General features: G+C 37.3%; 6 protein-coding genes. All 6 read right to left on the reverse strand.

All coding sequences use genetic code 11. From position 1 onward, the window contains the following. Positions 1–13: 13 nt before the first annotated feature. The 6 genes from pepF to HT732_RS10045 all read right to left on the reverse strand — a co-directional run bounded on the left by pepF (position 14) and on the right by HT732_RS10045 (position 7,868). On the reverse strand, positions 14–1,810 hold the full coding sequence (gene pepF, locus HT732_RS10020) for an oligoendopeptidase F (RefSeq protein ID WP_173254977.1): 1,797 nt from the start codon (positions 1,808–1,810) through the stop codon (positions 14–16). 10 nt (positions 1,811–1,820) lie between these two features. Next, a complete protein-coding gene (locus tag HT732_RS10025) occupies positions 1,821–2,564 on the reverse strand; it encodes a 16S rRNA (uracil(1498)-N(3))-methyltransferase (RefSeq protein WP_173254979.1) in 744 nt (247 codons plus the stop codon). A 1-nt stretch (position 2,565) separates the two neighbouring features. Then, entirely contained in the window at positions 2,566–3,516 is a 951-nt protein-coding gene (gene prmA, locus HT732_RS10030; RefSeq protein ID WP_173254981.1) for a 50S ribosomal protein L11 methyltransferase, read from the reverse strand. Between the two features lie 14 nt (positions 3,517–3,530). Continuing rightward, complete coding sequence (locus HT732_RS10035; protein ID WP_001028049.1) at positions 3,531–4,547, reverse strand: AbiH family protein; 1,017 nt, start codon at positions 4,545–4,547, stop codon at positions 3,531–3,533. Positions 4,548–4,597: 50 nt separating this feature from the next. Continuing rightward, positions 4,598–6,781, reverse strand: coding sequence for a S8 family peptidase (locus HT732_RS10040; protein WP_173254985.1), 2,184 nt, complete (start codon positions 6,779–6,781; stop codon positions 4,598–4,600). A gap of 61 nt (positions 6,782–6,842) precedes the next feature. Beyond that, positions 6,843–7,868 carry an ATP-binding protein gene (locus HT732_RS10045; RefSeq protein ID WP_173254983.1) on the reverse strand — a complete coding sequence of 342 codons (1,026 nt, stop codon included), beginning with the start codon at positions 7,866–7,868 and terminating at the stop codon, positions 6,843–6,845. Positions 7,869–7,981: the final 113 nt, after the last annotated feature.

The following is a 7,981-nucleotide window of genomic DNA, read 5'->3' on the forward strand; positions in this document are numbered from 1 at the left end:
AGACTCTTTTAATTTACTCTCCCAACTGGGCACTGTAGGCGATAATCTGATCAACTGTGTCTGACAAGAATTGGATGGTATCACGGAGTGGTTTATCTGTTGAAATATCAGCACCGATAATCATAGATGACTCAAGCGGTGTCTTGCCACCACCTGATTTGAGGAGATTGAGCCAATCTTCAGCTCCAGTTTCTGAATGTTTCAGATGAAGGTAACCAGCAGTCGAGATGACAAGTCCTGCCGAGTAAGTGTAACTATACAAGCCCATGTAGTAGTGAGCTTGGCGCATCCAAGTCAGAGCTGCATCGTCGTCGATTTCAATAGCATCTCCCCAGAAATCCGTCAAAACTTCCTTCATAATGCTGTTGAGCTTGCTTGCTCCAAAGGTCTCCCCTTCTTCAATCAATGTATACACCTTACGCTGGAAGGCTGCTTCCAAGAGGTGGGTGATGAAATTATGGAAGTAGGTGTCTGTCAAGCGGTGAGCCAGAGCGAAGCGTTTTTGACGAGGGTCGTCAGATTGGTGCTCCAAGTAATCACTGAGAAGCAATTCATTGAAAGTTGACGGTGCTTCAACATAGTAAGTCGACATGTGAGCATTGAAGTAACTTTGATGATTATCTGAAAAGATGAATTGACCAGAATGCCCGATTTCATGAATCAAGGTATAAACATCGCTCAAACGACCTGTCCAGCTCATGAGGACATAAGGGTGCACGCGATATGGGTCCGCTGCATAGCCACCAGAATCCTTGCCACTATTGGCAGCAAAGTCCACCCAGCGCTCTTCTTGATAGCGAGCAACTTCCTGACAATATTCCTGCCCCAAAGGTTCCACCGACTTCATGACCAAATCATAGGCATCGTCAATAGTCACTTGAGGATTCAGGGCGCTGTCCAAGTCCAATTTCCAGTCTGCAAAGGTCATCTTTTCAAGACCATTCACCTTGGCAACATGCTTGAGGTATCTCTGAGCAACGGGCGCAAAATCCTTCATGATAAGGTCAATCTGACGATCAAACATGGCACGATCTACTTCTTGTTCAGCTAGAAGATAGTCAAAGACAGAGTCGTAGCCCTTCATATCTGCCAAGATTTTTTCAGACTTGACTTGAGCTAGATAGGCTGCAGCAGCCGTATTTTGGTGCTTACGAAGTCCTTCTGAGAAGGAACGGAAGGATTTCTCACGAACCTCAGCATCCTCGTGGTTTTGGTAGAAATTCTCATAAGTAACAAAGCTGTTTTTGTAGGTCTTACCATGGGCTTCAAAGTCAGCCATTTCAAAATCCCCAGCTCGCATCTTAGTGTAAATGTCCTGCGGACTGTAGAAAACTTCACCGAGATTGGTCAAGGCCTTCTCCACATCAGCCCCTAGATAGTGGGCTTTTTTGATTTTTGCCTGACGAATAGCTGCCGTCAAGTGAGGCAATTCCCCCAAACGGTCTAAGACTTCCTCATCAGCTTCCACCAAGGCATCGTCAAAGAAGGTCAAGGCTACACTGGCATCTGTTTCGAATTCCATCCCAGCTTGAGCAATATTGGCAAATTCGTCATTGCTATAGTCTGTCGTCTGCGGCATAAAGCCATAGTTGCCAATATGGCTCATCTGAATGTAGATTTGTTCCAATTCCGCAAAGGCTTTTTCAAAATCCTCAAAAGTATGAAGATTGCCCTTGTAATCACGGCTAAATTGATTGATGTCTTCTCGAGCCTTCTCGATTGCACGTAAGAAATCCTCACGGTCTTGGTATAGGGCTGTTAAATCCCAAAGTTCCTTCTCTGGAAATTCTGAACGGTGTTTTTGTTCCATTTTCTTCCTCTTATTTCTCTAATTCTAATAAAACACTAAGGGCTGATAGGGCGTAAAGTGGTGCTGTTTCTGCTCGCAAAATACGAGGACCAAGACCTGCCAAGACTGCTCCCTTAGCTGCAAAACTTTCGATTTCTGCAGGTGACAGACCACCTTCTGGACCAAAGATAAAGAGCAATTTGGCTCCCTTCTCGAGTCCAGCGACTGCTTGTAACAGCGCAGCAGCTTCTCCTTCTTTGGCCGACTCTTCATAAGCCACTACGATAGAGTCAAACTGGTCCAGTTGAGCTAGAAAGTCTGCTTTCTTTTCAAAAAGCTGGATACTTGGGATACGATTTCGCTTGCTTTGTTCTGCTGCTCCAAGAGCGATTTTTTCTAGTTTTTCAACCTTTTTACCCAATTTCTTGCCATCCCACTTGGCAACTGACCAGTCGGCAGGAAAGGCCCAGATTTGGCTGGCACCCAGTTCGGTTACTTTTTGAGTGATGAATTCCAGCTTATCTCCCTTGGGAAAGCCAGATGCGATGGTCACTTGAACGGGCAGTTCCACATTGTCAGCCAATTCTTGGACCAACTCAAACTGACGGGCTTCCACATCCAGCACGTGCGCCAAACGTTTAATCCCATCATCAAAAACCAAAGTAACCTCATCATCTTCTTTCAAGCGCATAACCTGAAACATATGCTTGCTGGTTTCCTTGTCCTCGATGGTGACAGGAGAGATAGCACTGCCTTTGACAAAATACTGTTGCATGCTAGCCTCCAATCACACCCGAAATATCCTTGGTCTTCTTGAAGACGCAGGCATTCCATTCCCCTTGAATCATGTGGGTTTCAAGGAAAAATCCAGCTGACTCAGCCGACTGGCGCACCATGTCCCACTTGTCCTTGATAATGCCACTCATGATGAGGTAGCCTTCATCCTTGACCAAACGATAAGCATCATCAGTCAGATGAATGAGAATATCCGCCAAGATATTAGCCACGATGACGTCTGCTTCAATCTCAACACCCTTAAGCAAGTCTCCTGCTGCTACATGGATGTTTTCCATACCAGGGTTGAGCTCAATATTTTCCTGAGCAACACGAACTGCCACATCATCTAGGTCATAGGCAAAGATTTCCTTGGCACCAAGCAGCGAGCTGGCAATAGAGAGAACCCCTGAACCAGTCCCCACATCTAGCACCGTTTCCCCACCACGAAGAACCTGCTCCAAGGCAAAGAGGCTCATCTTGGTAGTTGGATGCGTTCCAGTACCAAAGGCCATACCAGGGTCCAGCTTGATAATCTTTTCCCCAGCAGTCGCCTCATAGTCTGTCCAAGACGGCACGATAGTCAAATCATGAGTGATACGAGCTGGTTCATAGTATTTCTTCCAGTTGTCTGCCCAGTCTTCCTCAGCCAAGGCAGTCGTCCCCATCTTGATCTCACCCAAATCCATAAAATCTGTCAATTCTGCTAGGCAAGCCTGTAAATCTGCCTCAACCACTTCCACATCTACCGTGTCAGGATAGTAGGCTGTCACTACGATTTCTTCCTGTTGCTCGACCTCTGGGAAAATCTCGCCGAAGCGGTCAACATTTCCCACATAGTCCATACTGTCTTCAATCGCGACACCTTGCGCTCCCAACTCAATCAAGAGATTGGAAACCAATTCCTCCCCCTCACGCTTCACTGTAACTTTTAACTCTTGCCATGTTTCCATATTATATTTTAAAATTACTCCTCTATTAGTTCAAAAATAGTTTTACCAATAACAACAATAACATTCTCTCTTATTTTCTTCTTTAGTTGTAACTCGATATCAATACTATCTATAAATTTATCTTCTACCTTCTTGTACATACTGCGTACTCTCAGTGGGTTACCTGCATCAAAATCAGGGACATAGTTATAAATTATAATAGGAACAGTACTATCTACTGAACGTTCAGCAATTTGTTGCCACAGATATTTATCTGTTTTTCCTAAGGAAACTCCATAAAGAATTATAATATCTGAGTTTTTTATAATATCACTATTTTTAATGTGCATATTTTCTCTAAAACTTTTTAAACTCAAAGTTTTTATAAGAGCTTCTTTCTCTTCTTCAGTAAAGTTTTTTGCAATTTGTGTTTCATCACTAACTCCTAAAACAGTACAAATATCTAGAGTCCCATGTGCATGAATTGGAGCATTAATATAAAAGAAAAAATTATTATTTCTTAATTTATTAAGAAATTTTACTTCTGATAACTCGTATAGTCTATCAATAACATTTGTATAGTTAAGAGTCAATATATTTACAGTATCATGTTGCTGTGAATTATCGTTATATTTTTTATCAATAACAGATTGGTTAACTGCAGGAAGTTCATTTCTTAAATTATTTAAAGTCATTTCAAAATCAATTTTATACTTTTTATAATCGATTTTATTCTGTTCTTGCTTTAAATAATTTCTTAAATCATCAATAACATCTGAAAAATCACTAATAAACTTATTTCTTTCGTCTTCACTATAAAAGGTTATGACATTATTTATTGTTAATTGGCCTATTGAAAATTCAAAGTCTGACCAATTTTCATAATTATTTACTTTATCAGAGAATAGAGACTCATAAATTAAATTTGAATATCCCTCATTCTTCTTTTTATTTGTATAAATTTTATTTTGATATTCATAGAAATCCTTGTATTTTGTTTTTAAACCATATTGCAAATCTAAACCATTTCCAACAATATATGTAATATTCATATCTTTGCCCTTTTGTATTCCTAAGATCTAAAATAAGGATAAAGTATCCACTATTCAAATTCAATTTCTTCATTTAAACTATTGAAGAGGTCTACTTGAGCTTCTACTTGCAATCTATTAACTAGCCAGCCGCGTAATTCAGCTTGCTGAATAAAATCTTCAATACGATTAACCCCATTTAATTCTTTTAATGTAACTACTACACCAAAACGTACTCCTTGCCCATCACCGCGTTTCAAACGTTCGATTGTTTTAATGCTCATTCCCCACTGAGGATTAGATGGATTTAAAATTGCTTTAGCTCTCTTTCGAGAAGTAAACGATTCTCCAATATGCTTGACATTATCCCATTTCCTAAATATATTTCTAGCAGCGTTTTCTCTCACATAGCCTGGGGTATCTTCGGCATGCTGGTTGTCTTTATTTATCGATTCGATACCGTCTGACTTTAACCTACCAAAAGTAAGCTGCATCTCAGTATTTGTATAATCAACCCCTTGATTTCTTGAGCAGTTAGGGAAATAACACATTGTTGCCTTAGCTACATATGGATAACTCTCACTAGAAATAGGTACTGGAAAATCATAATTATAGGTATCATAAGCCTTAGAGATATCTGACACAATAAATTTAATTTCATCATCAGGTGTAGATAAAATATCATCAATTTTTATCGGAACAATACCATTTCCTATCAAAGATAAATCAGTGAATGTTTTCTTATCATTCCAGGGTATTGCTGCATCAATTAGCAAAGCCTTTGCTTCTTCTCGGCTAAGTCCCATAATATGAATGAGATAGGCCATTTTCCTTGCAATTAAAGGGGCCGCAAAACTTGTTCCAGCTACACGACCTAATCCTAGAGGTTCACAAACATTTATAAAGTCACCATTTCCTCCTCCATAATATGACACATCTGGTTTAACAAAGAATGATAAAACAATCCCCTCGCGTGAATATGACACCGATTGATTATTAAAATCAACAGAATTTACTATTATAGAATTAAGTGAATCAGCAGGAGCACCTATTCTTTTACGTTTCCCATTTATTACAGAAGCATTTGTTCCAGCTATGATAAAAATTACATCATTCTCAAATTGAATTTCATCTAATAATGCTCCCTCTGCAGAGATAAAATTTTCTCTAATTTCATCATTGGACCCTAAAGAAAGATTCCAAACCTTAATATCAGAATTCTGAGAAACAATCTCTCTAATTTGTTTTATAATAGTAAATGAATTGAAGCCACTTTGTAGTGATACACCAAAATGTCTTACCCTAAAATGTCCGCAACCATCATCTAAATTAGGATTCAAACTAGCCCCATCAACTATAAGAGAAGTAACAGCTGTTCCATGTTTATAGTCCTGACTATCTTTTCTAATGTCATTTGAAATCAAATCGTAATACTCAACCCACTCATTAAAGTATACGCTCTTATCAAATAAGGTATCAATGACACCGATAACTGGTTCATTAACTGGAGATGGAAGATTTATTTTAAAATCAATATTATTTAAATAAAAATCATCCAGAGATAATTTAGAAAAATCTTCAACAATCATGGAGACAAGATAGGGAGCTTTTGATAATAACAATTCAATATTTTTTCCATCAAGTAATACAGTTGTATTATTCATGACATTTGTCTCTGAAATATCAATATTGAGTTTATTAAGTAACATGAGAATATCTGTACGAACATCATAAAATGTCACAATAGAATTTTGAACATCTGAATCTCTAGCATATTCAACGCCAAATTTCTCAATAAAGCAAGAATCCCTCAAATACTGTTGAAATTTAGATTTTGAAATACCGTATTCCGCGAACTTTATGGAGGCAAATATTGATGAGTTAGAGAACATCTCATATGTCATCTTTCCATCGAAATTTTCTTCAAAAACTTCGATAATCTTACTAAGAGTTATAATTGTCTTACTAAGTACATCGCCAGAGATATAATGAGTAATAATATGCTTTGTCTTTTCATCATTAAATTTTGCTCCTACAATGGTATCATTTGGAATTTGGTACCCTCCTCCTACATTGAGATACCCGTTAATACGATTACTTTTAGCAACAATTCGATTATAGTAAACACTGATCAAAATACCATCTATAATGTTATTTTTTTCCCAATATTTTTTCGTTTCCTCTAGTGCAGAATGAAGATACTTCAAATGTTCCAATGTAATTATTGCTTTTTTGGGTATAGTTATTGGTCCCATACCATTATTTCTTGATTTTTGTGTAAAACTTTTTCCACGTAATGTCAATAATGTATTCATACTAACCCTCGCTTAATTCCCGTGATACGCTGCTTTTAGAAACACCTGTTAAAATCTCAATTTCTCGAACTGTAAAGCCTAATTTTGATAATTTAGAAATAGATAAATTTTTTCCATTATGAAAACTTCTTAATAGACGTTTTTGATAATCGTGTGGATCTTTTGGATCACTAAATGCCAATGATGTCCGTATCATATTTCTTAAATCACCTGGATTTGGAATTGTATTAGAACTATATATAATTTTTTTAAATAATTTCAAATCTCTTGCTACATTTTTAAATTGTTTCAATAAATCGGTTAAAATAACTATTGCAACCTCTACCTTATCATCATCCGAATAACGATCAAAATCTATAATAGCATCAAACCGCCTTGTAACTGCTTTATCTAGATTATCAAATAAATTTGTAGTTGCAATCAATATGATTTCAGGTGATAGTCTATCTATCTCTTTTAAAAAGGCAGAGGTTACTCGTCCCATTTCTCTTAAATCATTTTGATTCACCCGATCTAATACTATAGAGTCAATTTCATCAAATAGTATAATATAATTTTGTTTGAAAGGGAGGTTATTGATTTCATTAAAAAGGACTGCTAAATTTTTGACTGTTTGGCCCAACTTACTATCGACTAAATAACTAAAATCCACGACTAGTAATTCTTTACCAATAAGTCTAGCAACCTGCTTCACACTTTCAGTTTTTCCAGTACCTGGCGATCCCACAAATAAAAATTTATTTATTCCGATATGATGATTTACCGCATTTATTATCCCTTTCAAATCATTCATGATTGAAAGAGGCAGTGGGAGAGGACCAACATCTAGCTTAGATGGAACCAAATACTGACTACTGTTTTCTACTTGTGGTAATAATCTATCACTTTGAGACATTAAACCCATAATATATTGTGCCAATTGTGCATCGCCTTGTTTATCAAAACTTCTNNTACATTGATTTCTAAATTCTATCTCCTTACACTCATAGTGGTACTTTATTAAATCAAGAACATCAGATTTTTTCATGATTCAATCCTCCTTTTACAAAATCATACCACATTTCTGGGACAAAATCAATTTATTTGGGACAAAAACATCTCTTTCGAGATGTTTTTTTAGCCGATGGAAAAAAGAAGGAA

Source organism: Streptococcus sp. 5346, assembly GCF_013277455.1.
Lineage (GTDB): Bacteria > Bacillota > Bacilli > Lactobacillales > Streptococcaceae > Streptococcus.